Source organism: Streptomyces sp. NPDC018045 (assembly GCF_044327445.1).
In the GTDB taxonomy this organism is placed as follows: domain Bacteria; phylum Actinomycetota; class Actinomycetes; order Streptomycetales; family Streptomycetaceae; genus Streptomyces.
In genome coordinates, this window is sequence record NZ_JBIRFL010000008.1 from 304,027 (window position 1) to 330,995 (window position 26,969).

16 protein-coding genes are annotated in these 26,969 nt (G+C 72.0%); 7 read left to right on the forward strand and 9 right to left on the reverse strand.

From position 1 onward, the window contains the following. Positions 1-15 precede the first annotated feature (15 nt). The 3 genes from ACH4EB_RS21290 to ACH4EB_RS21300 form a co-directional block, all read right to left on the reverse strand. Positions 16-1,239, reverse strand: a complete 1,224-nt coding sequence (locus ACH4EB_RS21290; RefSeq protein ID WP_398349092.1) for a glycosyltransferase family 2 protein — start codon at positions 1,237-1,239, stop codon at positions 16-18. 65 nt (positions 1,240-1,304) lie between these two features. Continuing rightward, positions 1,305-2,459 (reverse strand): glycosyltransferase, encoded by a 1,155-nt coding sequence (locus tag ACH4EB_RS21295; protein ID WP_398349093.1) that lies wholly within the window; start codon positions 2,457-2,459, stop codon positions 1,305-1,307. Next, complete coding sequence (locus tag ACH4EB_RS21300) at positions 2,446-5,427, reverse strand: CDP-glycerol glycerophosphotransferase family protein (RefSeq protein WP_398349095.1); 2,982 nt, start codon at positions 5,425-5,427, stop codon at positions 2,446-2,448. The genes ACH4EB_RS21295 and ACH4EB_RS21300 overlap by 14 nt, the downstream gene beginning before the upstream one ends. A gap of 208 nt (positions 5,428-5,635) precedes the next feature. Between ACH4EB_RS21300 and ACH4EB_RS21305 the strand changes: the two genes are divergently transcribed. The 3 genes from ACH4EB_RS21305 (at position 5,636) to ACH4EB_RS21315 (ending at position 10,165) form a co-directional block, all read left to right on the forward strand. Further along, on the forward strand, positions 5,636-8,461 hold the full coding sequence (locus ACH4EB_RS21305) for a YfhO family protein (RefSeq protein WP_398349096.1): 2,826 nt from the start codon (positions 5,636-5,638) through the stop codon (positions 8,459-8,461). Positions 8,462-8,528: 67 nt separating this feature from the next. Further along, a complete protein-coding gene (locus ACH4EB_RS21310; RefSeq protein ID WP_398349097.1) occupies positions 8,529-9,500 on the forward strand; it encodes a glycosyltransferase family 2 protein in 972 nt (323 codons plus the stop codon). Then, positions 9,497-10,165: a GtrA family protein gene (locus ACH4EB_RS21315; RefSeq protein ID WP_398349099.1), complete on the forward strand. Its 669-nt coding sequence runs from the start codon at positions 9,497-9,499 to the stop codon at positions 10,163-10,165. The genes ACH4EB_RS21310 and ACH4EB_RS21315 overlap by 4 nt, the downstream gene beginning before the upstream one ends. Here ACH4EB_RS21315 and ACH4EB_RS21320 read toward each other — a convergent pair. Both ACH4EB_RS21320 and ACH4EB_RS21325 read right to left on the reverse strand, forming a co-directional pair. Beyond that, entirely contained in the window at positions 10,135-12,369 is a 2,235-nt protein-coding gene (locus tag ACH4EB_RS21320) for a PIG-L family deacetylase (RefSeq protein WP_398349100.1), read from the reverse strand. The two genes, ACH4EB_RS21315 and ACH4EB_RS21320, sit on opposite strands and share 31 nt — an antisense overlap. A gap of 481 nt (positions 12,370-12,850) precedes the next feature. After that, positions 12,851-13,474, reverse strand: a complete 624-nt coding sequence (locus ACH4EB_RS21325; RefSeq protein ID WP_398349101.1) for a TetR/AcrR family transcriptional regulator — start codon at positions 13,472-13,474, stop codon at positions 12,851-12,853. A 175-nt stretch (positions 13,475-13,649) separates the two neighbouring features. Between ACH4EB_RS21325 and ACH4EB_RS21330 the strand changes: the two genes are divergently transcribed. Then, entirely contained in the window at positions 13,650-14,582 is a 933-nt protein-coding gene (locus ACH4EB_RS21330) for an ABC transporter permease (protein ID WP_398349102.1), read from the forward strand. Continuing rightward, a complete protein-coding gene (locus tag ACH4EB_RS21335) occupies positions 14,575-15,399 on the forward strand; it encodes an ABC transporter ATP-binding protein (protein WP_398349104.1) in 825 nt (274 codons plus the stop codon). Before ACH4EB_RS21330 ends, ACH4EB_RS21335 begins: the two co-directional genes overlap by 8 nt. Positions 15,400-15,508: 109 nt before the next feature. Here the strand turns inward: ACH4EB_RS21335 and ACH4EB_RS21340 are convergent, their stop codons facing one another. Further along, entirely contained in the window at positions 15,509-20,482 is a 4,974-nt protein-coding gene (locus tag ACH4EB_RS21340) for an NAD-glutamate dehydrogenase (RefSeq protein ID WP_398349105.1), read from the reverse strand. A 543-nt stretch (positions 20,483-21,025) separates the two neighbouring features. Here ACH4EB_RS21340 and ACH4EB_RS21345 point away from each other — a divergent pair. Next, on the forward strand, positions 21,026-21,592 hold the full coding sequence (locus ACH4EB_RS21345) for a DJ-1/PfpI family protein (RefSeq protein WP_398349106.1): 567 nt from the start codon (positions 21,026-21,028) through the stop codon (positions 21,590-21,592). Between the two features lie 285 nt (positions 21,593-21,877). Here ACH4EB_RS21345 and ACH4EB_RS21350 read toward each other — a convergent pair whose 3' ends face one another. After that, the gene (locus ACH4EB_RS21350; protein WP_398349107.1) at positions 21,878-22,570 is read right to left on the reverse strand and encodes an HAD family hydrolase; all 693 of its coding nucleotides are present in this window, start codon (positions 22,568-22,570) and stop codon (positions 21,878-21,880) included. Between the two features lie 69 nt (positions 22,571-22,639). Further along, positions 22,640-23,146, reverse strand: a complete 507-nt coding sequence (locus ACH4EB_RS21355) for a DUF6912 family protein (protein ID WP_398349108.1) — start codon at positions 23,144-23,146, stop codon at positions 22,640-22,642. 309 nt (positions 23,147-23,455) lie between these two features. Between ACH4EB_RS21355 and ACH4EB_RS21360 the strand changes: the two genes are divergently transcribed. Continuing rightward, positions 23,456-23,971: an Rv3235 family protein gene (locus tag ACH4EB_RS21360; protein ID WP_398349109.1), complete on the forward strand. Its 516-nt coding sequence runs from the start codon at positions 23,456-23,458 to the stop codon at positions 23,969-23,971. 153 nt (positions 23,972-24,124) lie between these two features. On the opposite strand, the gene secA is transcribed toward ACH4EB_RS21360, so the two are convergent. Then, a complete protein-coding gene (gene secA / locus ACH4EB_RS21365; protein WP_398349110.1) occupies positions 24,125-26,968 on the reverse strand; it encodes a preprotein translocase subunit SecA in 2,844 nt (947 codons plus the stop codon). Position 26,969: the final 1 nt, after the last annotated feature.

Here is a 26,969-nt window from a genome sequence, read left to right on the forward strand (position 1 = left end):
GGGGCGGACGGCTTTTCAGGCCGGGCCGGCCGCCGCGGGCCCGCCGCCGTCCGCCGGTTCACCGTCCGGCCCCGGCTCGTCGCCCGGCCCCGGCTCCCCGTCCTCCGCGGGCCGGGCGGGCGGCAGCTCGTAGCAGGCGTCCGGGATGCCGCGCTCCGGGTCGCGGAAATACGGGTACGCGGCGTACTCCCGGCCGTCCGCACCGGCCACCGGCGGCCCCAACTCCCGCTCGGTGTCCGCGTGGACGATCTCGCTCAGCTCGTCCACCAGCCCTTCGCGCAGACAGTGCGCGCGCAGTCGCAGCCGGGGCGGGAGGGCGGCCAGCACCCGGTCGGTGAGGTACGCCTCGACCAGCGGACGGGCGGCCTTCGCCATGGCGCGGCGGCCCGCGGCGTCGCGGGCGAGGTACGGCGCGGCGAACTGGGCCAGGATCTCGCCGTGGAAGTGGCGGACCATCAGCGTGTCCCGCTCGGGTCCCGGCGGCACCAGGCCGGCGACCTCGGCGAGCACGGTGGCGATGTAGCCCAGGTGCTCGGGCCAGTCACGGTCCTGGCGGCTGGCGTTGCTGTCGTCGTCGCGGCCCTGAAGGTAGTAGCAGTCGTAGTCGCCCAGGACGGAGACGGTGTCCGCGCGGAGCAGGGCGTGGATGCCGAAGGGCAGGTCCTCGGCGAGCAAGCGGCCCTCGACGAAGCGCAGTCCGCGCTCCTGGACGTAGCGGCGGCGGAAGAGTTTGTAGGCGGCCAGCGTCCAGTAGACGGGCGAGTCCCAGGGCGTGACGCGGGGGCTGGTGGTGCGCAGGTCGACGGGGGCGGGGCGCCCACCGGCGCCGACTATTCGCCCGTAGACGATGTCGGAGCCGTGGGTGTCGGCCAGCGCGGTGAGCCGTTCCAGTGCCTCGGTGCCGAGGTGGTCGTCGGAGTCGAGGAAGAAGAGGTACCGGCCGCGGGCGTGGTCCATGCCGACGTTGCGCGGCCGCCCCGGGCCGCCCGACGGCGGCTGGTGCAGCACCGTCAGGCCGGGGTGCGTACGGGCCTGTTCGTCCAGCCAGGCGCCGCTGCCGTCGTCGGACCCGTCGTCCACGGCGATCACCTCGACGGCGTCCGGCCCGAGGCTCTGGGCGAAGACGGAGCCCAGACACCGTTCGAGATAGCGCCGGGTGTTGTGCACCGGCACGACGACCGAGACGGCCGGGTCACGGGGGCCCCGGCCGTCGGGGGCGGACGGATGCTCTGCTGCCACGGTGTCCCTCTTCCGTCGTCCGGTACGGGCCGGCCCCGCGGCGCACGGGGCCGGCCCGGCGGAACTCAGCGCTCCAGCAGGGCGAAGAGCTCCTCCCAGCGCTTGACGATACGGTCGGTGGAGTAGCGCCGCACGTTCTCCCGCGCCGCCGTGCCGAGCCGGTCGCGCAGTTCCTTGTCGCAGATCAGCGCGTCGATGTGGCGGGCCAGTTCGGTGGTGTTGCCGACCACGGCCAGCAGCCCGTCCTCGCCGTCCCGCACGATCTCGTGGACGCCGGGCGCGGAGTCGAAGGCCGCGCACGGCACGCCGCAGGCCATCGCCTCCATGAGGGAGAGCGGGAAGCCCTCGGCCCGGGAGGACTGGGCGAAGACGGACGCGCCGCGCAGCGCGCCGGCCACGTCGTCGGTACGGCCCATGAACGCGACGGAGTCCGTCAGCCCCAGCGCCTCGGCCTGCTTCTTGAGGAGGTCCTCGTCGTCACCGGAGCCGTAGATGCGCAGGGTCCAGTCCGGGTGGTCCGGCGCGACCATGGCCCAGGTGTCGAGGAGCAGGTCGACGCCCTTCTCGTCGGAGAGCCGGCCGATGCTGACGACGACCTTGGCGGTGCGGTCGGAGGGCACCTCGGGCAGCGCCGGCAGCGGGTTGGGCATGAAGTCCGCGTTGTCCATGCCCTGGCGGATCCACAGGTCGGCGTCCTCGCGGGTGAGGGCGAGCAGCCGGTCCACGCCCTTGTAGTGCTTCTTGACCCGTGCGAAGCGCGAGGACTTGCGGCAGGCGTCGAAGGACTCGTGGGTCATGCCGACGACCGGCAGCCCCGCGGTGTCGGCGAGGTTCACCCACTCCATGGCCCACACCTGCGTGACGATGACCACGCCGCCCGGCCGGGCGCCGCGGAACAGCGCGCTGAGCTTGTCCGCCTGCTCCTGCATGCCGGCCTGTCGGGCGGCGCGCCGCCGCTGCTCGGCGATGTTCAGGCGTCCCTTGATGCCGCGGGCGGCCGGTACGGCCTGGGGCGGGTGCGCGTCGTACAGGGTCGTGGTCCGGTACGGCAGGTCGGCGCCGAGGTCGGCGCGCTGCTCCTCGGGGGCCGGCACCACGCCGATGACGTGCACCCGGTGGCCCTGTTCGGTGAAGAGCCGGGCCATCTGGTGGGACCAGGTGGTCACGCCGCCCATCTCGTCGACGTTGTTGGAGACGAGGAAGATGTCACGCCCGGTCATGGGCTTCCCCCTTCACGGAAGAACCGCTGTGCGCGGAGCCGCTGATGACGGTGGGGCCGGGCAGCGTGCCGCCGGCCGCCGGGCCGCGGTCCGCGGCGCGGCCGGTACCGCCGCCGCCGAAGAACCGGTCGACGATCCGGCGGGCCGCGTCGCCCCGGTCGTACTCGCCGAACTCGGCGGTGAAGCGGCGCCGTGCCTCGCGGTGCACGTCGTCCGCCGCCTTGAGGCCCTCGATGGCGTCGAAGAGTTCCCCGGCGGTGCCCAGGACCGGTCCCGGTGCCTTCTCCTTGAGGTCGAAGTAGGTGCCGCGTGCCTCGTTGGCGTACTCCTCGTAGTCGTACGCGAAGAACAGCATCGGCCGGTCGAGCAGGGCGTAGTCGAACATCACGGAGGAGTAGTCCGTGATCATGCCGTCGGCGAGCTGGAGCAGTGGGGTGATGTCGTGGTGCCCGGTGACGTCGATGACCTTGCCGCGTACGGACGGCGGCAGCACCACGTTGTTCAGGTAGTGCGAGCGCATCAGCAGCACGAAGCGGTCACCGAAGCGCGCGGCGAACTCGTCCACGTCGAAGGGGAGTTCAAAGCCGCGGACCGATCCGTTGGGGTTCGCGCGGAAGGTCGGCGCGTACAGCAGCACCGTCTTGTCGGCGGGGATGCCCAGCTCCTCGGCGAGCGGGCCGCGCTCGCGCACGCCGCTCGTCTCCTCGGCGCGGCGGGTGGCGACCAGCGCGTCGTTGCGCGGGTAACCGCTGCGCAGCAGCACCTCGTCGCGCAGCCGGAAGGCGTTGGCCAGGGTCCGTACGTCGTGCTCGGAGCGGACCAGGAAGTGGTCGAAGCGGTCGAGGACCTTCTGGAAGTCCTCCTTGGCGGCCCGCGTCTTGAGCTTCATGCGCGGCTCGTCGAAGCCCATGCGCTTGAGGGCGGAGCCGTGCCAGGTCTGGATGTAGGTGGTCTCCGGGCGCTTGACCAGCCGCAGCGGGAAGCCCTGGTTGTCGATCCAGAACTCGGCCTGGGCGAGGGCGCGCAGGTACTGCCAGCTCCAGCGCTTGACGAGGGTGGCGTCCTGGGGGAAGCCCTCCGGCTTCTTGCCGTCGTAGGCCCATACGGCCTCGAAGTCGACGCCCTGGCGGCGCATCTCCTCGTAGATGGCGCGGGGGCTGTCGCTGTACTGCTTGCCGAGGTGGCTCTCGAAGACGACCAGGCCCTTGCGGACGGGCAGCTTGCTGAACACCTCGTGGTAGACGCGCAGCTTGGTCTCGCCGGAGTTCAGGTCGCGCTGGGCCTTGCGGGCCTTGCGCACGCCGCTCTTGGCGAGGTCGGCGGCGGGGCTGCGCAGCGCCTGCCGCAGCACCTCGTTGGTGCGCCGGGCCGCCTTGCCCTGGGCATCCAGGACGAAGGTGAGGTGGCCGCGCTTGGAGGTGGCGGGCTCGACGCGGTCGCAGACCAGCCGGGTGAGCCGGGGGCGGACCCGCAGCGCGTGGGCGCTGTCCAGGTCGACGCCGCCGACGGTCAGGCGGGTGCGGGTGGTGACGCCGTCCGCGTCCAGGATCAGCCGGACGTCCCAGACGGCGTCGATGACGCCGAGCGGGCGCAGCCGGCGGGCGAGGTCCAGTTCGGCGTCCCAGTGCAGGCCGTCCCCGGCGACGCGCAGCGAGGTCAGCGGGAAGGAGAACGTCTGGAGGCTCTTGCGGCGGGCCTTCAGTTCGAGCCGGCCGCGCAGCGGGGTGCCGGGGGCGACCTTGCCGAGCGGGTTGACGACCGTGCCGGCCAGCCGGACCGCGCCGCGCCCGTCGTCCTCGTAGGCGGTGAGCTGGTTGCGCAGGAACAGCCGGCCGACCGAGCGGGTGTGGTAGCCGGCGTCGGTGACGTCCAGGACGCGGCGGCCCTCGGGGTCGTCGAGGTGTTCGGCGCACCAGTAGATGCGGCCGTCGCGCTCGGCGAGCGGTGAGGAGAGTTTGTCGCGGTTGATGAGGGTGTCCACCGCGGGCATCAAATTCTCCCAGTCCTCCTTGGCCAGGAGGTAGGCGCAGATCGCCTGAATGCGCTGGACCCGTTCGTACGCCTCGGGGGCGATACCGGCGAGATAGCCGTTGGCCATCCGGGCGAACTCGCGGCGGTAGTCCTCGTCCAGCAGCGGAAGATCACGCAGATGCAGCACGAGGTCGTGCTTGAGGAACTTGACGTCCTTGTGGAATTTGAGGTCGTCCAGGCCCTCGCGCTCCAACAGCTCGTCCACCCGGCGGTGGATCTCCATGCGGTGCGCGAAGTTGGCGATCTCGTGGCGCCGGTTGCTGATCGACTTCGTGGCGGCCTTCTCGAAGACGTTCCAGAAGTAGACGTGGTTGGGGATCAGCGTGATCCGCTGGGCCGCCACGTACGCCTGTGCGGAGAAAAGCAGGTCTTCGTAGTGGATGCCGACGGGGAAGACGAGCCCGGCCGTCAGGAGGAAATCGCGCCGATAGCACTTGTTGGTCGACAGCGTGTCAAAGACCAGGAGGTCGGGCAATTCGGAAACGGACTCGATGGTGCGGGTCCGGGAGTACAGCCACGGATACCACTCGGTCTGCTTCTTGTTCCGGGAATCGACGTCGACCCGAACACACATGCCGGAGACCAGATCGGCGCCGGTGCGCTCGGCCGCCTCCAGCATGTTGCGGCAGGCGTTGGGCTCCAGGACGTCGTCACTGTCCAGGAACATCACGTACGAGCCGGTGGCGTGCTGGACACCGTGGTTGCGGGGCGCTCCGCAGCCGCCGCTGTTCTCCGGCAGCCGCAGCGCCCGCACCCGGTCCGGGTGGGCGGCGGCGAGCTGCTGGGCCACGTCGAAGGATCTGTCCGTGCTGCAATCGTCGACGATCAGAACTTCGACTCCGTGGAGCGTCTGGTCCAGTACGGACCGGACGGCCGTCGGTAGCCGGTCGGCGTCGTTATAGACGATCACGACTACGGAGACGTCAGGCACGGGCACCCCAATCCTCTTTTCATAGCGCTGCGGGACCCCAAAGCTACCTTGGCCCGCGACCGGCCCGGCACGCCGTCGACCGGCGTACGAGCGCACGTTCGCCGCCGCACCTTGCTCTTGTCAAACCGCATTATTGCGGACATTTGGCTTACCGTAGGACTCTCGACCCGGGGACGATCACCCGCATCGAGATCCGGGTCCCGACATGCCGTACATGAAAAGCGCATCACCCAAAAGCGGCATCTACTCGCTCAAGACGCAGGTGATCAGGGAAGCGCGGCGCCCCGTGAATGTGACGATCAAAATGCTGACCGCGCCGGCGAAACGCCTGGCGACACCACGGTTCGCGCCGTCTTTCGCAGCATTGCTGGCCATGGGTGCCTATTGCCTCGGTATGACGATGCTCGGCAGCTATCCGTTCGGTACCCGCTCACGCGCCGTCAACGACCTCGGAAATCAGTTCGTACCGTTCCACGCCCATCTGTGGGACCTGCTGCACGGCACCACCACCGGCGACCTGGCCTTCAACTGGAACAGCGGCTACGGCACGCCCTTTCTCGCCGACTTCCTCACCTATCTGATGAATCCGTTCTCCTGGCTTGTCGGCCTCTTCCCCCGCGACCTGGTCGACCTGCCGGTGTTCCTCGTCACGCTCGGCTGCATCGGCCTGGGCACCGCGCTGATGACCGTCTTCCTCGGACGGGTGCACCCCGGCTCGCCCTGGCCGCGCGCGCTGCTCGCGGTGGGCTACGGCACCTGCGCCTGGGTCGTGAGCGACGGCACCGCCGACCCCATGTGGATGTGGGGCCTGGTCTCGCTGCCGCTGACCGGCATCGCCGCCGACTGGTGCCTGCACCGGTGCCGCTGGGTGGCCGGCACCCTGCTCGTCGGTGTGTCGTGGGCGGGGAACTTCTACACGGCGGCGATGGCCACCCTCGCCATGGCCCTGGTGTTCGCCGTGCGTCTGCTGCTCGCCACCGGCCTCTCCGTACGGCACCGGCTGCGCGCGGTGGCCCGCGCCGCCGCCATGGCACCGGTCGGCATCCTGCTGGCGGCCCCCGCGATCACTGTCACCCTCAAGGCCAGCAGGGCGTCCCGGCCCGCTCCGGAGGCCGTCTACCGGGGCCGGCCGCCGACCCTGGACCTCGTCGCGGAGCTGCTGCCCGGCGGGCGCGGCGCGGTGCCCGCGCCGCACCTGTTCATCGGGATGCTGGGCCTGCTGCTGGTGGCGGCCTTCCCGTTCGTCCGCGCCGTTCCGGTCCGTACGCGCGTCGCCTGGTACGGGCTGGCCGCCTGCGTCGCGGTCTCCTTCGTGTGGCGGCCGACGCTGCTGGTCTGGCACGGTCTGGCGGTCCCCAACGGCAGCCCGTTCCGCGCCTCGTTCGTGCTCAGCGCGCTGCTGGTGATCATCGCGTGGCTGGCGCTGGCCCACCGGCCGCGCCCGCGCGAGCTGGCGGCCGGCGCCGTGCTGGTCGCCGTGCTCGCCGCGGTGTGCCACGGCCGCAGCGTGGTCGGCCCGGCCACCTGGATCCTGGTGCTGGGCTGCGGTCCGGTGGTGCTCGCGGCGCTGGTCGCGCAGGCCCGCAACCGGGCGCACCACACCGTACGTATCGCCGTCGCCACCGTGCTGACCTGCGCGGTCTTCCTCGGCTCGGCCTACGCGGCGTTCGCCGTGACGGCCGTCCGGGACCAGCTCGCCTGGTGGGAACCGAAGACCACGTTCGACGGCCGGACACGCGCGGCCCACCGGGAGATCTCGGCGCACGACGACTGGCCGCGCTCCCGCACCGACCCCGGCCCGCACGAGTTCGCCAACAACGACCCCCTGCTCCTGGGCGGCGAGGGAGGCTCGTACTACAGCAGCTACGTGCCGGAACGGACCGCGCGCACGCTGCGCGAGATGGGCGCCGGCTGGTACATCCACGGCCGGCACACCCGCAGCGTCGAGGACCCGGTCAGCCGCGCGATCATGGGCGTGAGCACCTTCCGGACCGGGCCGCAGGCCGGACCGGTGGACGTGGGGCGGGCCGCCGCGGCGCCTCTGGTGACCGTACGGCCCGGCCTGCTCGCGGACGCGCTCGACCAGCGGCGGCGCGGGGCCGCCGCGCGGGGCATCGACGTGCGCCGCGATCCGCGGGTCGGCGGCGGCCCGGTCTTCGCCCGCCAGGAGCGGCTGCTGGGCGCGCGGGTGTACGAGGTGCCGTCGCTGCGTCCGGCGGGCGGGGGCGGGCCGTCAACGGGCAGCCATTCGGTGGCCGGGCGTTCCAGGATGTGGCCCGCCACACCCGGCACCGCCTTTCCCGGCCCCGCCTTTCCCGGCACCGCGGTTCCCGGCCCGTCCGCCGGGGCCGTGCGTCCGGTACCGCGCCTGGCCGACGGCGAGTGGCGGCTGCCGGCCACCCGCCGGGGCGGCGCGGCCGTCTTCACGGCCCGGTGCGCACCGGGCTCCGCCGTCTACTGGCACGCGCCCTGGTACCACGGCAGCGTGCGGTTCCACGGCCATACCTCCCCGGGGTTCGGCATCCGGGAGACGACCGCCAACCCGGTCAAGGTCCTCGGCTCGGCCCCGGCCGACGGCCGCCTGACGGTGTCGTTCAGCAATCCGAAGGCCCAGCGCGTCCCCGAGCACCCGCTCGGCTGCCTGAGCCGCGAGAAGCTCGCCGACGCCGTCGCCCGCCTGCGGAAACAGGGTCCGGTACGGCTCTCGTCGAGCGGCCACGGGCTCTCCGCCGAACTGCCCGCCCACAGCACCGGTACGGCCGTCCTCGCGGTCCCGGCCGTCACCGGCTGGAGCTGCCGGGTGGACGGCGCCGCCGCCCGCGCCCCGCACTCGTTCGGCGGTCTGCTCGCCGTACCGCTCGGCGCGGGCGCCTCGCGGCTGGACTGCTCGTACCGCCCGCCCGGGCTGCTGCCGGGCCTGGCGGCGAGCGGCGCCGCGCTGGGGGTGCTGGCCGCCGTGGCCGTCATCTGCGGTGTGCGGCGCCGCCGGGCCGGAGCACACCGCCCGCCCCCTTCGCCCGAATCGTGTCATTTCGCCTGATTAGTAGAATTACTCCCTGGGACGTGGTGGCTCCCGCCGCGCTCCGCCCCGGCGAAAGGGCCCCTACATGAAGCTCTCGGTCGTTGTCCCCTGTTACGACGAAGAGGAAGTCATCGGGCGCTTCGACGAGGAGATCCGCGAGGTGCTCGGCGAACTCGCCGTCGAGTACGAACTGTGCTACGTCGACGACGGCAGCACCGACGGTACGCTGCACCGGATACGCACCCTCGCCCAGCAGCACCGCCCCACCACCCGCTACCTCTCCTTCAGCCGCAACTTCGGCAAGGAGTCCGCGATGCTCGCGGGCCTGAAGGAGGCCACCGGCGACGCCGTGATCCTCATGGACGCCGACCTCCAGCACCCGCCCCGGCTCATCGAGAAGATGCTCGACCTCTACCAGCTCGGCCACGACCAGGTCATCGCCAGGCGCAGCCGGGACGGCGACACACCGCTGCGCAGCGTGTGCAGCCGGCTGTACTACCGCGCCGTCAACAAGTGGGTCGACGTGGAACTGACCGACGGCGTCGGCGACTTCCGGCTGCTGTCGCGCACCGCCGTGGACGCGCTGGTCTCGCTGCCCGAGTACAACCGCTTCTCCAAGGGCCTGTTCTCCTGGATAGGCTTCGACACCGTCACCTTCGACTACCGCAACGCCCGGCGGGAGGGCGGCGAGACCAAGTGGCGCTTCGGCTCCCTGGTCAACTACGGCATCGACGGCATGCTCTCCTTCAACTGCCGCCCGCTGCGGGTGGCGATCTACGCGGGCCTGAGCCTGGCCGCGCTGGCCGCCGCGTACGCCCTGTGGATCGTCGGCGCCGCGGTCGCCGGCGGCATCACCGCGCCCGGCTATGTGACGCTGGTGGCGATCATCGTGGGCCTGGGCGGCCTGCAGATGGTGATGCTCGGCCTGATCGGCGAGTACATCGGCCGCATCTACTACGAGACCAAGCGGCGCCCGCACTTCCTGGTCAAGGAGACCAACGGGACGGCGCCCACGCACACCCCCACGGCCCGGATCGCCGGCCGGGTCCGCCGATGACCCGTCACCGGCCGTCCCCACGGGGCCGCCGCGCCCGCCCGCTGCCGCGCCGGCTGCCGCTGGGCCGGCTGCTGCGCTTCGCCGTGGTCGGCGGGGTCAACACCCTCACCTTCTACGGGTGCTATCTGGCGCTGCATCCCTGGATGCCGTACTTCGCCGCCTACACGATCGCGTTCCTGTTCAGCATGGTGGGCTCGTTCTTCCTGAACACCTACTTCACCTACCGCACCCGGCCGACCTGGAAGAAGTTCCTGCTCTTCCCGCTGACCCAGGTCACCAACTACGGGGTGCAGAGCGCGGGCCTGGTCGTGCTGGTCAACGGATGCGGGCTGAACACCCGCCTCGCGCCCCTGCTCGCGGCGGTGATCGCGATCCCGTTCACCTATCTGGTGTCCACCCGCGTCCTGGTACCGAAGCGGGGGCGGTCGGCAGCGGTACGGGACGGGGACGGGCGGGAAGGGGACGGGCGGGAAGGGGACGGGCGGGAAGGGGATGTACGGGGTGGGGACGCGCCGGGCGGAGGCGTGCGGAACAGGGACGCACGGGGCGGGGACGTGCCGGGCGGCGACGCGTGTGCCGGCGAGGGCGGCCGCCGTACCGGTGCGCCCGGCGAGGACCGTACGGGGGACGAGGCTCAGCCGGTGCGCTTCGCCGGGCCGGTCTGACCCCGCGGCGCCGGCTGGACCGTCCACTCCTGGAACGCGCCGTCCACCCCCGCGTCCCGCTGCCGCACCACGTGCAGCCGCCCGTCGTTGCCGAGCACGGCCAGCACCGCGCGCCCGTCGGTGTCCTGCCCGACGGCCGCCGCACCCGAGTGCGGCACCTTCCCCGTCCGCCAGCGGCCCGGCGTGCCGCCGTCCGGGTCACTGAGCGCGTACCGCAGCAGGCCCGCGTTGTCCCGCCCCGCGAGCACCAGGGCCCGCGCGGGCCTGCCGACGGCCGCCAGGGCGACCCGCCCGTACCCGCCGACCGGCTCGTACCGCACCGCCGGCCGCCAGGAACCGGGCCGCGGCCGCCGCTCGGCCAGCAGCACCTGGGCCGTGACGCTCCGCCGGTACGCGAGGCGTACCTCGCCGTCGTCCAGCGGGGCCAGGCTCAGCGGGCCCGCGGGCTCCGGCAGGCCGGTGTCGCCGGTGGGTTCCGGTATCTGCCCCGGCTCCCTCGACACCCAGTGGTGCACGGCCCGGTCGCCGGGCGCCACGACGTGCACCAGCCCCTCGGAGTCCACGCACGCGTCCAGCCCGTCGACAAGGCGCGGCACCCGGCCCGCCGCGCCCGCGGGGGCCGCCGGTGCCTCCAGGGGCCGCCACAGCGACCAGTCCCCGCCCTGCGCACCGCTGCGGTAGGCGATGCCACCGCGCCAGTCGCGGGCGAAGACGTGCACCGTGCCGTCCTGGCCGACGGCCGCCGCCGGGAACCCCGTCTCCAGGGACGCGAGCGGGGCGGCGTCCGGAGTGCCCAGCGACTCCCAGGCGCCGAAGGTCGGGACGCCGTCCCGCGCGGTGCCGTTCTGCCGGGCGGTCAGCAGCTCACGGCGGTGCGCGTGGTTGCGTGCGGGCAGCACCGTGCGGGAGACGAAGAGCTGGAGCGCGCCCCCGGGGTGGCTCACGGCGTGCACCTGGCCCTGGAGGAGGCCGCCGCCGAGCCGGTGCGGGCCGCTGAAGGTGCCGTTGCCCGGCGCGGTCTCGGCCCAGCACACGGCGGCGCCGTCCAGGACGGCGAAGGCGGCGAGCCGGCCGTCCTTCAGGGGTCGCAGCCAACTGTTCGAGCCGGGGGCGCGCAGCCGGGTGCTGCGCGTCCAGTTGCGTGACCAGCCGTCCAGCGCCGAGCCGCCGACCTTGCGGTCGCCGCAGCCCGCCCGGTCGCCGCAGTCACGGCCGTCGGCCCACCCGTAGACGGACAGCAGCTCGGCCTTGCGCCGGGCGGTCGGCAGGTCGACGTTGTTGGGCAGCACGCCCGCCTCGTACCCGATGTAGTTCTCCACGACGGTGGGACGGCGGCGCCCGCGGCCCCAGTAGCCCGCCAGCGCCGCCTGCGCGAAGTAGGCCGAGCTGATGTGGTCCTGATGGTCGTGGTACAGGAGGCCGCGCAGCTCGCGGTCCTCGGCGGGCGGCGGCTGGTGCGGGGCGTGCACCGCGTTCGGGTCGAGCGTGCGCACCACGGTGGGCCGCACCCGTTCCAGCAGCGCGATCAGCGACTCGACGACCTGCTCGCGGCGGTACTCGAAGGTGCGCTGTACGGGGGTGCCCTCCGACCGCAGGGTGGGCAGCACGTCGACAGCGCCGAGCCACAGACCGCGCAGACTTTTCGCGCGCGGTTCGGAGACGCTCCGCGCCTCCACCAGCTCCATGAAGACGAGCTGATTGTGCGGCGCGGCGCGCAGCGTCTGGATCTCGACCTGGAAGCCGGGCAGCAGGGAGATGGCCTCCACGTCCCAGGGGCTGAGCGGATCACCGATGGCCATCACCGCGTGCGCGGCGCGCAGCCCGTTGGTACGGGCGCGCGCGAACGCCGGGCGGTCGCGCGGCGGCACCCGGTCCCCGCGCCCGTGCTCGGCGGTGTTCCGGCCGTCCGACTCGCCGCCGGTCAGACACACCGTCACCGAGCGGGCGCCGCTGCGCACCGACTGCTCCAGCGCCGGGTTCATGAAGTACAGGGAGTCGTCGGCGTGCGCGATGACGTGCAGGAACGCCTGCTCCGCACCGGAAGCGGCCGCCTCCCGCTCCAGCGCCGGGTCGGCGATCTGCGACAGCGGGGCGCGCGGCCCGAACCAGGCCCACCCCCCGGCGCCGACCGTCACCGCGGCCGCCCCGCCCCCGGCGATCTGGAGCAGCCGCCGTCGGGACAGCCGGGAGGGGTGCGTCGGCACAGGTCAGGCCCTCCACGGCGCCCGGCAACGCCCCGCTCGCAACCGTACGGCCCACGCCGGAATGAGCCACTCCGCAAACCCCGCCCCCTCAGTATTCGGTCGCGGGGCGCGCCTCGCTCGCCTGATTAGTCCGTGGTTGGGGGGTGGGGGGCGGTCTTGGGCGGGACGGTCCGACCGTGGTGGGGGGCTTGGGCGGGCGGCTCGGCTCAGGACGGGGGCCGAGACCGGGCGCGGTGGGGGCGGGCCGGACGGTGGGGACGGGCACGGTGGCGCCGGACTGGACGGCGGGGTCGGGGCCCAGGGCCGCAGCCAGGCGGCGGAGCGGGACCCAGGGCCGCAGCCACGCGGGCGGAGCGAGTCCTCGGGCCGCAGTGACGCGGCGGGCGGGCCCCCGGGGCGCGGCCAAGCGGCGGGCCGAGCCCCGGACCGCGGCCAAGCGGCCGAACGGCCCCCGTGGCCGCCGCCGGGCCCCGGCGGCCCCCTACGCCTCCAGGGCGGATGCCACCGCGAGTGCCAGTTCGTCCAGGTAGGTCGTCGGGAGTTCGTCGCGGACGACCATCAGACGCCAGTAGAGCGGTCCGGTCATCAGGTCCAGCACCAGGCGCGCGTCGGCGTCCGGGCGCAGCTCGCCGCGCTCGACCGCGCGGGCCACCATCGCCGCCGCGACCCCCTGCTGACTGTCGAGCAGGGCGGTGCGCAGCGCTTCGGCGATCTCCGGGCTGCGCGCGGCCTCGGCCAGGAGGTCCGGGATGATCTGCGACGCCACCGGGTGCCGCAGCGCGCGGGCCGCGACCTCCAGCAGCATCCGTACGTCGCCGCGCAGCGACCCGGTGTCCGGCGTCGGCAGGCCGTCGGCGGCCACCGCCGAGACCACGTCCAGCACGAGGTGCAGCTTGGAGCGCCACCGCCGGTAGACGGCGGTCTTGCCGACGCCCGCCCGCCGGGCGATGCCCTCGATGGACATCCGCGCGAACCCCACCGCCGCGAGTTCCTCGAAGACCGCGGCGCGGATCGCCTCGGTCTTCTCCTCGCGCAGTACGGCGGCCCCGGCGGGTGCCCGCCGCCCGCCCGGCGCCCTGGTCACGTCACTGCCGTCCTTTGCCATGCCTTGATCGTAGCGTCGCGACGCAACGGTTGCGTTTCGACGTCGGACGGTCGTACGCTCGGCACCGTTACGACGATACGGGAGCGTTCTGACGTCGAACGCCACTGCCGGGAGTGCGGCCGGCAAAGGCGCGGCCCTCCCCGCCCCTCCCTCACCCCCGGAGGCGACCACCCTCATGCCCCAGACCCTCGCCCCACCGGCCCGCCCCGCCGAGGCGTCGCCCGTGGTCCCGGCCGCCCCGCCCGACCCCGGCCTCCGGGCGCTCGCGGAGCGGCACGGCCTGACCGTCAGCGGCGCCCGCCCCCCGCTGCGCGAGTACACCCGCCGCCTGTGGGCCCGCCGCCACTTCATCGCGTCCTTCGCCACCGCCCGGCTGACCGCGACGTACACCACGGCGCGCCTGGGCCAGCTCTGGCAGGTGATGACCCCGCTGCTCAACGCGGGCGTCTACTACTTGATCTTCGGCGTGCTGCTGCACACCAGCCGCGGCATCGCGAACTTCATCCCGTTCCTGTGCACCGGCATCTTCGTCTTCACGTTCACCCAGTCCACGGTCCTGGCCGGCACCCGTGCCGTCTCCGGCAGCCTCGGCCTCGTCCGCGCCCTGCACTTCCCGCGCGCCGCGCTGCCCGTCGCGCACACCCTCATCCAGCTCCAGCAGCTCGTCTGTTCCATGGGCGTGCTGGCGGCCATCGTGCTGATCTGCGGCGTGCCGGTGACGTGGCACTGGCTGCTGATGGTCCCCGCCCTGCTGCTCCAGACGGTCTTCAACACCGGTCTCGCCCTGGTCATGGCCCGCGTCGGCGCGAAGACCACGGACACCGCGCAACTCATGCCGTTCGTGCTGCGCACCTGGATGTACGTCTCCGGCGTCTTCTACAACCTCTCCGCGTTCACCAGCACCGCGCCGCACGTCGTCTCGGTGGTCCTGAACTGCAATCCCGCCCTGATCTACATCGACCTGATGCGGTACGCCCTGATCGACACGGTGCGCGCGCAGGACCTGCCGCCGCACGTGTGGCCGCTGGCCCTCGGCTGGGCCCTGCTGGCCGGCGTCGCCGGATACGTCTTCTTCTGGAAGGCCGAGGAGGAGTACGGCCGTGGCTGACACCACCGTGAACCCCCCGCCCGCGCCCGCGGGCGCTCCCAGGGGCAGCGCTCCCGCCGACGACCGGGCCCCCACCGTCATCTGCGACAACGTCCACATCGTCTACAAGGTGCACGGCGGCAGCGCGGGCAAGGGCGGCGCCACCGCCGCCCTCGGCCGGATCGTCCGCCGCCGGCCGAGCGGTTCCGTCCGTGAGGTGCACGCCGTCAAAGGCGTCACCTTCGTCGCCCACAAGGGTGAGGCGATCGGTCTGATCGGCTCCAACGGCTCCGGGAAGTCCACACTGCTGCGTGCCGTCGCCGGTCTCCTGCCGCCCGCCGCCGGCCGCGTCTACACCCACGGCCAGCCCTCCCTGCTCGGCGTGAACGCGGCCCTGATGAACGACCTGACCGGCGAGCGCAATGTCGTCCTCGGCGGTCTGGCCATGGGCATGTCCCGTGCCGAGATCCGCGCCCGCTACCCCGGCATCGTCGACTTCTCCGGCATCGGCGAGAAGGGCGACTTCATCTCGCTGCCGATGCGCACGTACTCCTCCGGCATGGCCGCCCGGCTGCGCTTCGCCATCGCCGCGGCCAAGAGCCACGACGTCCTGATGATCGACGAAGCGCTGGCCACGGGCGACCGCGCCTTCCAGAAGCGGTCCGAGGCGCGCATCCGCGAACTCCGCGAAGAAGCGGGCACGGTCTTCCTGGTCAGCCACAACAACAAGGCCATCCGTGACACGTGCGACCGCGTGCTGTGGCTGGAGAAGGGCGAACTGGTCATGGACGGCCCGACGGAGCAGGTCGTCACGGCGTACGAGAAATCCGCCAGGTAACGCGGGAGCGGCCGGGCAGGGGCGGGCACGGCCGGGTCCGGGGCCCGGAACCACGGCGGCGCGGCCCGGCAGATGCCGGGCCGCGCCGCCGTCACGACGTGGTGAGCCGTCAGCTATGCGTACGCAGCAGCGTCCGCATCGTCCGCATCGCGACCGACAGGTTCGCCAGGTCGAAGCCCTCCGACCCGTGGATCTCCTCCAGCGTGGTCCGCGCGCGCCCGAGGATCGCCGCGTTCTTCTCCTCCCACGCCTTGAACCGCTCCTCCGGCGTCGCGGAGTCGCTGCCCACCGACAGCACGTCGCTGGTCAGCGCCGCGTGCGCGGCGAACAGGTCCTCGCGGATGGAGGCGCGGGCCATCGACTGCCACCGGTCGTTGCGCGGCAGTTCCAGGATGCGGTCCAGGAGCTGGTTGATCCGCAGCCGGTCGCCCAGGTCGTAGTAGACCTCGGCGACGTCCAGCGCCTCCTTGCCGGTACGGTCCGCGATGGCCACGATGTCCAGCACGGGGAAGGCCGAGGAGAACCCGGCCACCCGCGTGGCCAGCGCCGTCGGCACCCCGGCCCCGGCCAGCTCGTCCAGGATGCGCTGGTGCCACTCCAGGTCGCTGCCGCACAGCAGCTTGGGCAGCTCGGCCCAGACCCCGGCGACCCGGTCCGCGAAGAAGTCGATGGTCTCGGAGAGTTCCAGCGGCTGCGGGCGGTTGTTGAGGAGCCAGCGGGTACCGCGCTCCACCAGGCGCCGGGAGTGCAGCCGGATCCGGGTCTGCACGTCGGCGGCGACGACATTGTCGAGGGCCTCGACGTCGTCCCAGACCCTGCCGAGGCCGAAGATCGCGCGGGCCGCGGTGTGCGCCCGTACGACCTCTTCCAGCGCGGCGCCGGTCTCCTCCCGCATCCGGTGCAGGAAGCTCGTACCGCCGGAGTTGACGGTGTCGTTGACCATCACCGTCGTGACGATCTCGCGGCGCAGCGCGTGCGCGTCGATCTGCTCGGCGAACTTCTCCCGCAGCGCGCTGGGGAAGTACGCGTGCAGCAGGTGCTGGAGGTACGGGTCGTCCGGCAGCCCGGTCTGGATCAGCGCGTCGGCGACCGTGATCTTCGTGTACGCGAGGAGCACGGCGGTCTCGGGCTGGGTCAGGCCGCGGCCGGCGTTCAGCCGCTCCTTGATCTGCCGGTCACTGGGCATGAACTCCAGCGCCCGGTCCAGGTGCCCGTCGCGCTCCAGGCGGCGGATGAAGCGCTGCTGGGCGGGGAGCATGCTCGCGCACTGCGCCTGGGCCAGCGCGAGCGCGGTGTTCTGCGCGTAGTTGTTGCGCAGCACCAGCGCGCCGACCTCGTCGGTCATCTCGGCCAGCAGCTTGTTGCGCTGCTTGACCGTCATGTCGCCGTCGGCGACGACCGAGTTGAGCAGGATCTTGATGTTCACCTCGTGGTCGGAGGTGTCCACACCGGCGCTGTTGTCGATCGCATCGGTGTTGATCTTGCCGCCGTTCCGGTCGAACTCGATCCGGCCGAGCTGGGTCAGGCCCAGGTTGCCGCCCTCGCCGACGACCTTGACCCGCAGGTCCTCGCCGTTGACGCGGATCGCGTCGTTGGACTTGTCGCCCACGTCCGCGTGCGACTCGGCCGACGACTTCACGTACGTACCGATGCCGCCGTTCCACAGCAGGTCCACCGGCGCTTCCAGGATCGCCCGCATCAGATCGGCCGGCGTCATCTTCTTGACGCCCGCCTCGATGCCGAGGGCGGCCCGCACCTGCGCGTTGAGCGGGATCGACTTGGCGGTACGGGGGTGGATGCCGCCGCCCTGCGACAGCAGCCGGGTGTCGTAGTCCGCCCACGAGGAGCGCGGCAGCTCGAACAGCCGACGGCGCTCGGCGTACGAGGTCGCCGCGTCCGGGTTCGGGTCGAGGAAGATGTGCCGGTGGTCGAACGCGGCGACCAGCCGGATGTGCTCGCTGAGCAGCATGCCGTTGCCGAACACGTCACCGGACATGTCGCCGACACCGACGACGGTGAAGTCCTCGGTCTGGGTGTTGACGCCCAGCTCACGGAAGTGCCGCTTGACCGACTCCCAGGCGCCGCGGGCGGTGATGCCCATGCCCTTGTGGTCGTACCCGGCGCTGCCGCCGGACGCGAACGCGTCACCGAGCCAGAAGCCGTACGACTCGGCGACCTCGTTGGCGATGTCGGAGAACGTCGCGGTGCCCTTGTCGGCCGCGACGACGAGGTACGTGTCGTCCTCGTCGTGCCGTACGACGTCCGCGGGGTGCACGACCTCACCGCCGACGAGGTTGTCGGTGATGTCCAGCAGACCCGAGATGAAGGTCCGGTAGCAGGCGATGCCCTCCGCCAGCCACGCGTCGCGGTCCACCGACGGGTCCGGCAGCCGCTTGCCGACGAAGCCGCCCTTGGCGCCGACCGGCACGATGACGGTGTTCTTGACCATCTGCGCCTTGACCAGGCCGAGCACCTCCGTACGGAAGTCCTCGCGCCGGTCCGACCAGCGCAGACCACCTCGCGCGACCTTGCCGAAGCGCAGGTGGACGCCCTCGACGCGCGGCGAGTACACCCAGATCTCGTACGCCGGGCGCGGCGCCGGCAGGTCCGGCATGGCCTGCGGGTCGAGCTTCACCGACAAGTAGGAGTGCGGCTGCCCGGCGCTGTTCTTCTGGTAGTGGTTCGTGCGCAGCGTCGCCTTGATGACGGTGAGGAAGGCCCGCAGGATGCGGTCCTCGTCCAGGCTCGCGACCTGGTCCAGCGCGCCGTCCAGCTCCTCCAGCAGCCCGTCGGTCAGCTCGGTGCCGGCCCGCTGCCGCTCCGGCGACATCCGCGCCTCGAAGAGGCTGACCAGCAGCCGGGTGGTGTGGACGTTGTTGGAGAGGGTGTCCTCCATGTACGTCTGGCTGAACGTCGAACCGGCCTGCCGCAGGTACTTGGCGTACGCGCGCAGCACCATCGCCTGGCGCCAGTTCAGCCCGGCCCGCAGGACCAGCTTGTTGAAGTTGTCGCTCTCCGCGCGGCCGGTCCACACCGCCGTGAACGCGTCCTGGAACCGTTCCCGCGCGTCGTCGCCGTTCATCCGCTCGGGGATGCGCAGCCCGAAGTCGTAGATCCAGGCGGTGGCACCGTCGGTGCAGCGCAACTCGTGCGGACGCTCGTCGACGACCTCGACCCCGAGGCGGTTGAGCACCGGCAGGACCTTGGACAGGGAGACCGGCTCACCCGTGCGGTAGATCTTGAAGCGGCGCTCGTCGGGGCCCGCGCCGACCGGCTCGTACAGGCTGACCTCGAAGTCCTTGCCGCCCTTCGCCGTCAGCTTCTCCAGGTGCTGGAGGTCGGCGACCGCGCTGCGCGGCGGGTTGTCGGCCTTGTAGCCCTCGGGGAAGGCGTGGTTGTAGCGGCGCAGCAGCTCGGCGGCGCGCTCCTCCCCGACCTCGGCGGTCAGCGCCTCGGCGAAGCCGTCGGCCCAGGACCGGGCCGCCTCGACCAGACGCGCCTCGATGCGCTCGGCGTCGGCGTCGGTGAGGTTCGGCAGGGTCGCGCCGGGCTCGACGCGCACGACGAAGTGCAGCCGGGAGAGGATCGACTCGGTGTTCCAGGCGGTGAAGTCGACGCTGGTGCCGCCCAGTTCCTCCTTGAGGATGTCGATCAGCCGCAGCCGTACGCCGGTGGTGTAGCGGTCGCGCGGCAGGTAGACCAGCGCCGAGAAGTAGCGCCCGTACTCGTCCTGACGCAGGTACAGCCGCAGCCGGCGGCGCTCCTGGAGGTACAGGACGCTGGTGACGATGGACTGGAGCTGATCGACACGCGTCTGGAACAGCTCGTCGCGCGGGTAGGTCTCCAGGATCTGCAGCAGGTCGCGGCCGTCGTGGCTGTTCGCGGTGAAGCCCGCGGCGTCCAGCACCTCGGCGACCTTGCGGCGGATGACCGGCACCCGGCGTACGGACTCGGTGTACGCGGCCGACGAGAACAGACCGAGGAAGCGGCGCTCGCCGATGACGTTGCCGTCCGCGTCGAACTTCTTGACGCCCACGTAGTCGAGGTACGAGGGGCGGTGCACCGTGGAGCGGCTGTTGGCCTTGGTCAGGATCAGCAGCTTGTGCTCGCGGGCCTTGGCGCGCGCGTCCTTGGGCAGCCGGTTGAACGACGGGGAGACGGGGTGGCCGTCGTCGCCGCTGTGCGCGGGGTCCGAGCGCAGGATGCCGAGGCCGGTGCCGGCCACGGCGGTCAGCACGTCCTCCTCGGCGCCGGACTCGCCGGGCACCGACGTCAGCTCGTACTCGCGGTAGCCGAGGAACGTGAAGTGGTCGGCGGCCAGCCAGCGCAGCAGCTCGCGGGCCTCGTCGACCTCCTGGTCGCGCAGGTCGTCGGCGGTCGGCTCGGCGGGCAGCTCGTCGGCGATGCGCAGCGCGGCGTCGCGCATCTTCTCCCAGTCCTCGACGGCCTCCCGTACGTCGGACAGCACCCGCAGCAGATCGTTGGTGATCTGCTTGAGGTCGGCGCGGTCGGTCTCCCGGTCGATCTCGACGTGGATCCAGGACTCGATCAGCGCGTCGTGCGGCAGGTCCCGGCCCTTGCCGTTGCCCGCCTTGTCCTTGCCGGTCCGCCCGTGCAGGTCACACGTGTTGTCGAGGACCTCGATCAGCTTGCCGGTCACGTCCCGGCGGACGATCACCTGCGGGTGGATCACCACATGGATGCCGCGGCCCTGACGCGACAGCTCGTTGGTGACCGAGTCGACGAGGAAGGGCATGTCGTCGGTGACGACCTCGACGACGGAGTGGCTGCAGGTCCAGCCGTTCTCCTCGACCGTCGGGGTGTGCACCCGCACGTTCGCGGTGCCCTGCGGCCGGTTCTCGGCCAGCCGGTAGTGGGAGAGCGCGGCGCCGAAGACATCGACCGGGTCGCGGCCGGTCAGGTCCTCCGGCGCGGTGTGCAGGTAGTAGCGCTGGAGGTATCCCAGGAGAGTGTCCGGGTCGAGGCCCTGCACCGGTGCCTGTCCCCCGGCCGGGCTGCTTTCAGCGACCCGGGCGGCCCGCGCGAGCAGCTCGGTCTTGGCTTCGTCCAGCTTGGTCTGCATGTCCTCTGGCTCCTGTCGCGCGCCGTTGCGTGACGTTGTGGATGAACTCCGTGGAAGCCGCACGGCGCCGGCCCGACCGATGAGGGTTCCCCCGCCGCACCGCGGGGAGGAATCCGGTCGCAGACGACGCTGTGCCGCGATGAGCGATGACCGGACCGCTCGGCACCGACCCGGTCGGAGTCGGTGTTCGGTCCTGGTCGCAACGGTCAGCGGCCGCCCGGTCACTGTGCTGTCCCGGGCGCACGGCGAGGGCCTCGATGCCCCCGCGGCTTATCGCGCTGATCACGATGCAAGGCTATCGCTCCCGGCAGGGGTGCCGTCATGGTCCGGCTGTGTACAAAACCACTAGCCGATATTTGACGATCCGGACAGCGACGGAACAGCGCGCCGCGTCCCCTGGAATCCCACGGTATCCCGCGGGGGCTTGGCAAGGACGGCGATCCGGAGGACGTTGAGCGGGACACCGAGGAACGGACCACGGCGCACGGATGTGACGAACGGCACGTCCGCGCGCGGTGCGCGCCCCGAGCGGAGGTGGACGGCATGGCCGCCAAGATCCTGATCGTGACCGGCGACGCGGCGGAGTCCCTGGAGGTCCTCTACCCCTACCAGCGGCTGCGCGAGGAGGGCTACGACGTGCACGTCGCCGCCCCCGCCCGGAAGACCCTGCGCCTGGTCGTGCACGACTTCGAACCTGGATTCGACACCTACACCGAGCAGCCCGGCTACACCTGGCCCGCCGACCTGGCCTTCTCCGAGGTCGACCCGGGGCAGTACGCCGCGCTCGTGGTGCCCGGCGGGCGGGCGCCCGAGTACCTGCGCAACGACCCCGAGCTCCGCAAGCTCGTGAAGTCCTTCTTCGACGCGGACAAGCCCGTCGCCCAGATCTGCCACGGGCCACTGCTGACCGCCGCCATCGGCGGCCTCAACGGACGCCGGGTCACCGCCTACCCCGCGCTTGAAATGGACATGCAGGCCGCTGGCGCCTCCTTCCGGGACGCCGAGGTCGTCGTCGACGGCACCCTGGTCTCCTCCCGCGCCTGGCCGGACCTCGCCGGATGGATGCGCGAGTTCATCGCGGTGCTCCGGGCCAAGGCGCCGGTGACGTGATCTCCCCGCGGGCCGGGCGGAGCGGGCCCGGCCCGTCGGGGGCGATGGCTTCGGCCCGTCCGGGGCTGGCCGCCCCGGCCCGTCGGGGGCGTCCGCGCCGGGGGGGGTGGCCGCGGGCGGCGCCGGGCTGGGTCGGGTCGGGCGGACCGGGGCGGGCGGACCGGGAGGACCGGCGGGACTGGCCGGACCGGCAGACCCGACCGGGAGGGCCCGCAGGCCCGGCCGGACCAGCCGGACCGGTCCGCAACGACCCGTAGAGCACGCCCCACGCGGCGAGGAGGCGCCCTACGCGGCGATCTCCTCCGCCACCTCCACGGCCTCCGCCAGCGTGTCCACCACCGGCACCCCCGCGGCCGCCAGGCTGGCCCGGCTGTGCGACCCGCCCGTGTAGAGCACCGCGTGAGCGCCCGCGTGCCGCGCGGCCAGCGCGTCGTCCACCGCGTCACCGATCACGACCGTACGTCCCGGGTCCACACGTGCCGCCCCGCCGTTCCCGGACGGACCGGCGGCCAGGGCCGCGAGGTGGCGCACCATGTGCTCGCTCTTGCTCCCGCCGGAAGGCCCCGTACGGCCGTCCACGCGCACGAAGCGCGCCTCGATGCCGAAGCCCCGCACCAGCGGTATCAGCTCGTCGTGGCCGTACAGACTCAGGATCGACTGGCTGCGGCCCGCCTGCTGCCAGCTCTCCAGCAGCCGCTCCGCGCCCTCCGCGAGGCGGCACGCGGGCCGGTGGGCGGCGTAGTGGCGGTGGAACGCCTCGTCCATGACCAGCCACTCCGCGTCCGTCGGCAGCCGCCCCAGCAGCCGCTCGTAGAACCGTGGGACCGGTACGCAGTACAGCTCCCGGTAGCGTTCGAGGGTGATCGGGGGCAGGTTCAGCTCGGCGAAGGCGGCGTTGGTCGCGCCCATCACCGCGTCGGTGTCGTGAAAGAGCGTGCCGTTCCAGTCCCAGACGATGTGCGTCGCGTGCGTCCCCATGCCCAAGACCGTACCCATGACCACTGACAGCCCAGTCACGGACGGCGGTACCACGGGGCCCGCGGGCCGTCAGGCGATCAGGTTCGGGATCTCCTGCACGCCGAACCACATCAGCTCGTGGTCCTCCGCGCCGTCCACCGTGAACCGCGCGTCGTCGTCGCCGTGGTCCGCGGCGCCCAGCGCGTCGGCGGCCGCCGCGATGTCCTCGGCCGCGTCGTCGGAGTCGACGTGCACCGCCGCGGCCTTCGCCATCGGCACCGGTCCGGCGATCCGGACCTCGCCCAGCGCCGCCTGGTCCAGGCTCCGGTCGGGGTCGGCGGCGGCCGTGCCGTCCGGTACGTCCACCGCCACCACGACCCGGCGCCGCGGCGCCCGCGGGTCGGCCGCGAGCCGGCGCAGCGAGCCCTGCGCGGCCCGGTTCAGCGCCGCGTACTCAAGTTCCTCGATGTCGTCGGAGACGTACCACTCGCGCAGCGCGGGCGTGACGGCGTAGGCGTCCAGCGGGCCGGGGCCCAACTCCCCGGCCTCGTGCGCCGCCGCGAGTCCGGGCAGGGTCAGGGGGACATACACGCGCATGGCTGCCGCTTCCGCTCACATCGCTGGGTCTGGAAAATCTGTCCGGCCAGCATACGGGCGTGGGGTACGGCGTGAGATACGGGCCGGAGTCCCCCTTCGTGCTCCGTTCCGCCTCCCCGGCGGCGCCCTCTGCCGGGCCCGCGCCACCGTGCACCCGCACGTCCGCCCACCCTCACCCAGATGGGTGAACTTCCGGGCGCCCCCACGGCCCCGCCGCAGGGCCTTGCCGCCGCCGATTCCCCGCCGGTAGAAGAACCCCACCGAAGCTACTCACCGGTACCCACCGGACCGGCCGAACGGGGGCCCACCATGCTCACCACCCAGACCGACGCCCTGCCACCCGCCCGCACCCGCTCCCCCAGGATCTCGCCCGGTGCGGGGCCGGGCCGCCCCCGCACCGGTCCGCCGGGACGCCGTGACACCCGGCGTCCAGGAGCGCCCCGTACGGCCCCGGCCGTCCCGCGCCGCGCTCCCCGCCCCCTGCCGCACGACTGGTTCGCCGAACAGCTCCTGCTCACCCTCAGCGGGCGGCGTCCCGTGCACGCCCTCCTGGGGCACGCGCTGCCCGCCGCGTACGACCGCCTCGTGGAGCTGGCCCCGCAGGCGCCCCTGCGACCCACGAGCGCCGGCGCGGGCCGCTACGCACCGGCCCCCTCGGTGGCCCACTGCGGCCTCTGCCGGCCCCGCCCCGACGTCATCGAGGCGTTCGCCCGCATCGCCTCCGGCGAGCGGCTGCGCGCCCTCGCCTTCCGGCTGGAGCGGGGCAGGGACGCCCGGTGGCGCTGCGCCGCCCTCGACATCGGCCCGGCCACCCGGATCTGGTGACCGGGACGGTCGGCGCACGAGCCCGTGGGCGCCACGGCCCGAGCCCGTGGGCGCCATGGCGCGTACGAAAAGAGCCGGGGCGCCGCAGCTTCCGCTGCGGCGCCCCGGCCTCACCCGGCCCGGCGAGCGATGTCAGTCACCGCCCGCCCGGTGTCACTTCTTGCGGCGGCGCCCGCCGCTCTTCTGGGCCTTGCGGCGCTCCGCGCGCGTCAGGCCGTCCGACTCCGAACGGGCCGGGGCCGTGTCCTGGCCGGCCTCGCTGGTGAAGTCACCCTCGACGACACCGCCCTCGCCGTCCACGGTCGGCGCGGAGAAGTGCAGCCGGTCCGGGCGCTGCGGCGCCTCCAGGCCCTTCGCGTGGATCTCCGGCCGCCCGGCGCCGGCCCCGGCGGGCACGGCGTCCTGGGTGTCCTTGGCCGGCAAGGTCTTCTCCTCGGCGTCCGCCACCGGGACCTCCTCGACCTGCTGCTCGACCTGGACCTCCAGGTTGAACAGGTAGCCGACGGACTCCTCCTTGATGCCGTCCATCATCGCGGTGAACATGTCGAAGCCCTCGCGCTGGTACTCGACCAGCGGGTCCTTCTGGGCCATCGCGCGCAGGCCGATGCCCTCCTGAAGGTAGTCCATCTCGTAGAGGTGCTCGCGCCACTTGCGGTCCAGGACGGACAGCACCACACGGCGCTCCAGCTCACGCATGATGTCGGAGCCGAGCTGCTCCTCACGGGCCGCGTACTGCTGGTGGATGTCCTCCTTGACGGCCTCCGCGATGAAGTCGGAGGTGATGCCGGCACGGTCACCGGCCTCCTCCTCCAGCTCCTCGACCGTCACCTTGACCGGGTAGAGCTGCTTGAACGCGCCCCACAGGCGGTCCAGGTCCCACTCCTCCGCGAAGCCCTCGACCGTCTCCGCCTGGATGTAGGCGTCGATGGTGTCGTCCATGAAGTGCTTGATCTGCTCCTGAAGGTCCTCGCCCTCCAGGACCCGGCGGCGCTCGCCGTAGATGACCTCGCGCTGGCGGTTGAGGACCTCGTCGTACTTCAGGACGTTCTTACGGGTCTCGAAGTTCTGCTGCTCGACCTGCGACTGCGCGGACGCGATGGCGCGCGTCACCATCTTGTTCTCGATCGGCACGTCGTCGGGGACGTTGGCCATCGCCATGACGCGCTCGACCATCTGGGCCTTGAACAGGCGCATCAGGTCGTCACCGAGGGAGAGGTAGAAGCGGGACTCGCCGGGGTCGCCCTGCCGGCCCGAGCGGCCGCGGAGCTGGTTGTCGATACGGCGCGACTCGTGCCGCTCGGTGCCGAGCACATACAGCCCGCCGAGGCTCTTGACCTCTTCGAACTCCGCCTCGACCGCGGCCTCGGCCTTCTCCAGGGCGGCGGGCAGCGCGGCCGCCCACTCCTCGGCGTGCTCGACCGGGTCCAGGCCCTGGTTGCGCAGCTCGGCCTCGGCGAGGTCGTCCGGATTGCCGCCCAGCTTGATGTCCGTACCGCGGCCGGCCATGTTCGTGGCGACCGTGACGGAGCCCTTGCGGCCGGCCTGGGCGACGATCGACGCCTCCCGGTCGTGCTGCTTGGCGTTGAGCACCTCGTGGCGCACGCCGCGCTTGTTGAGCTGCTGGGAGAGGTACTCGGACTTCTCCACGGAGGTCGTGCCGACCAGGATCGGCTGGCCCTTCTCGTGCTTTTCGACGATGTCCTCGACGACCGCGGCGAACTTGGCGACCTCGGTGCGGTAGATCAGGTCGGCCTGGTCCTTGCGGACCATCGGGCGGTTCGTCGGGATCGGGACGACGCCCAGCTTGTAGATCTGGTGGAACTCCGCGGCCTCGGTCATGGCCGTACCGGTCATACCGGAGAGCTTGTCGTAGAGGCGGAAGAAGTTCTGGAGGGTGATCGTGGCGAGGGTCTGGTTCTCGTCCTTGATCTCCACCCCTTCCTTCGCCTCGATGGCCTGGTGCATGCCCTCGTTGTAGCGGCGGCCGGCGAGGATACGGCCGGTGTGCTCGTCGACGATCATGACCTCGCCGTCGATGACGACGTAGTCCTTGTCGAGCTTGAACAGCTCCTTGGCCTTGATCGCGTTGTTCAGGTACCCGACCAGCGGCGTATTGACCGACTCGTACAGATTGTCGATGCCGAGCCAGTCCTCGACCTTGCTGACGCCGGACTCGTGGATGCCGACCGTGCGCTTCTTCTCGTCGACGTCGTAGTCGCCGGTCTCCTCGATACCGCGCTGCGGGTTGGCGGGCTCGCCCTTCTTCAGGCGCTTGACCAACTTCGCGAAGTCGCCGTACCACTTGGTGGCGGAGTCCGCCGGACCCGAGATGATCAGCGGCGTACGGGCCTCGTCGACCAGGATCGAGTCGACCTCGTCGACGATGGCGAAGTTGTGGCCGCGCTGGACCAGCTCGTCCTTCGACCACGCCATGTTGTCGCGCAGGTAATCGAAACCGAACTCGTTGTTCGTGCCGTACGTGATGTCGCAGTTGTACTGTTCGCGCCGTTCGGCGGGCGTCATGTTGGCGAGAATGCAACCGACCGAGAGCCCCAGGAACTTATGGACCCGGCCCATCATCTCGGAGTCGCGCTCGGCCAGGTAGTCGTTGACCGTGATCAGGTGGACGCCCTTGCCGGACAGCGCGTTCAGATACGCCGGGAGCGTACCGACCAGGGTCTTGCCCTCACCGGTCTTCATCTCGGCGACATACCCCAGGTGAAGGGCCGCGCCGCCCATCATCTGAACGTCGTAGTGGCGCTGGCCGAGCACGCGCTTGGCGGCCTCGCGGACGGTCGCGAACGCCTCCGGCAGCAGGTCGTCGAGCGTTTCGCCGTCCGCGAACCGCTCCTTGTACTCATCGGTCAGCGCCCGCAGCTCGGCGTCGGAGAGGGCCGCGAAGTCCTCCTCGATGGAGTTGACCTGGCCCGCGATGCGGTGCAGTTTGCGCAGGATCTTTCCTTCGCCTGCACGCATGAGCTTGTTGAAGACGGACACT

Coding starts and splice junctions, on each gene's coding strand:
- ACH4EB_RS21345 (WP_398349106.1), top strand. CDS start 21,026: ATGGCCGCCAAGATCCTGATCGTGACCGGCGACGCGGCGGAGTCCCTG.
- ACH4EB_RS21340 (WP_398349105.1), bottom strand. CDS start 20,482: ATGCAGACCAAGCTGGACGAAGCCAAGACCGAGCTGCTCGCGCGGGCC.
- ACH4EB_RS21355 (WP_398349108.1), bottom strand. CDS start 23,146: ATGCGCGTGTATGTCCCCCTGACCCTGCCCGGACTCGCGGCGGCGCAC.
- ACH4EB_RS21350 (WP_398349107.1), bottom strand. CDS start 22,570: ATGGGGACGCACGCGACGCACATCGTCTGGGACTGGAACGGCACGCTC.
- ACH4EB_RS21305 (WP_398349096.1), top strand. CDS start 5,636: ATGAAAAGCGCATCACCCAAAAGCGGCATCTACTCGCTCAAGACGCAG.
- ACH4EB_RS21315 (WP_398349099.1), top strand. CDS start 9,497: ATGACCCGTCACCGGCCGTCCCCACGGGGCCGCCGCGCCCGCCCGCTG.
- ACH4EB_RS21310 (WP_398349097.1), top strand. CDS start 8,529: ATGAAGCTCTCGGTCGTTGTCCCCTGTTACGACGAAGAGGAAGTCATC.
- ACH4EB_RS21325 (WP_398349101.1), bottom strand. CDS start 13,474: ATGGCAAAGGACGGCAGTGACGTGACCAGGGCGCCGGGCGGGCGGCGG.
- ACH4EB_RS21295 (WP_398349093.1), bottom strand. CDS start 2,459: ATGACCGGGCGTGACATCTTCCTCGTCTCCAACAACGTCGACGAGATG.
- ACH4EB_RS21360 (WP_398349109.1), top strand. CDS start 23,456: ATGCTCACCACCCAGACCGACGCCCTGCCACCCGCCCGCACCCGCTCC.
- ACH4EB_RS21330 (WP_398349102.1), top strand. CDS start 13,650: ATGCCCCAGACCCTCGCCCCACCGGCCCGCCCCGCCGAGGCGTCGCCC.